Consider the following 1,598-nt stretch of genomic DNA (forward strand, 5'->3'; position numbering starts at 1 on the left):
CAGAAAATCGCGTAACCAACATGAATACAGAGTTTAACAATTTCGCATTAACAGATTTTAAGAGACGCCAGTGAAGCACATCTTTTGTAACAACAGCTCCTGTTGCGACAACTGCTCCTTTTCCAATTCTCACACCCGGTAATATCGTGCATCTGCTGGCAATCCACGCATAATCTTCAATCTTCACATCATTTCCGACGGCTTTATAGTCTGTTGAATTGTAATCATGTTGCAAAGTCCATATTCTTACTTCCTGAGCAATATCAACACAATTTCCAATAATGATTTTTCCGCCTCTTCCATCCAAAAGAGTATCTTTATTAATTGTTGTGTTGTTTCCTATATAAATATTACCCGGGATTCGAATCTCTACATCTTTACAAAGTTCGACATTATCACCTCTATGACCCAAAAATGGATTGATGAATATATTCCTCACAAAATGAAATGGCACTTTCATTATGAGTCCAAGTATATAATGCTTTAATTCTACTATCATTTCAGATTCTGGCAATCACTCGATGTTGCCTTTTTTAATTATTTTATACAGATTATAAGGGCTTGTCAACTGAACAATTATAATTGTTGAGAAAATTCCCAAAAGAACCTTTACAAGTAAACTTAACCATATCGGTGCAATGGGCAAAAATAAATTCTGAGCCCACATGATTACAAATATCAGACAACTTATTCCCATTGGCTTCAACAAACTCCTAAAGAGTATTAGACAGCTAAGATCCAATGCCTTGAATAAAGAATAGAAACATTGGATTATATTTGCAATTTGAGCAATAAGATATCCAACACATACTGCTACGATCGTTCTCCAACCTAAAATAGAGACAATAAAGCTTCCGACAATAAAGAATGCTCCCCAACATCCACTATGGAACATTCTTTTAGTTTCTCCCAATGCCTGAAATATTCCACCTGTTGTAGAAATTAATATTTGAAAGCCAACTGTAAAGGAAAGTATCTGCAACGGGGCAATTGACGATATCCACTGGCTACCAAAAATAATTAGAATAAGTTCTGGTGAACAAAAATATAAAATCACACTTATCGGAAAGGCAAGATATGCCAAAGGTATGAGTAGCTTAATGTACTTTTCTCCTAAAAGAGCGACATCATCTTTAATTGTTGAGAAAATTGGCAGAAGCACCGGTGATATCACGAAAGTAATATTCTGCAAAGGAAGCATCATTAGTCTATATGACTTTTCATAATATCCCAACTGTGACAATCCTATATATCGTCCTATAAGTAATTTATCCGNATTACGTGAAAAATATGAAAGTATATTAAACAAAAATTGATAGGAAGAGAATGACTTGATTTTATTTACACTTTCTTTTGTTACTTTAAAACTCCATTTAAGACCGCAACTTAAATTATACACAAAAGACAGCAATAGACTTGATGCAACAAACTGAAATACCAACGCATAGACACCTCCTCCATAAAAAGCGTAAATACATGCTCCGAATCCAGAGACAAGCTGTACTCCCAGTGTCACAATGGCAATCTTTCTGAATTTCTTTAATTTATAGGATAAGTTAAGTGGAACAATCCCCCAACATGTAAATACAATAGATAGA

Annotated in this window: 2 protein-coding genes; both read right to left on the bottom strand. The window is 34.4% G+C overall.

Annotated features, from left to right (window positions below; all coding sequences use genetic code 11):
• The coding region (locus tag JX312_RS13370) for a DapH/DapD/GlmU-related protein (RefSeq protein ID WP_204458408.1) at window positions 1–499 on the bottom strand (499 nt) is incomplete at its 3' end.
• A gap of 15 nt (window positions 500–514) precedes the next feature.
• Window positions 515–1,598: oligosaccharide flippase family protein (locus JX312_RS13375; RefSeq protein WP_204458409.1), on the bottom strand; the 1,084-nt coding region annotated here is incomplete at its 5' end.

The sequence above is a fragment of the Barnesiella sp. CU968 genome (genome assembly GCF_905219685.1).
Taxonomy (GTDB): domain Bacteria; phylum Bacteroidota; class Bacteroidia; order Bacteroidales; family Muribaculaceae; genus Lepagella; species Lepagella muris_A.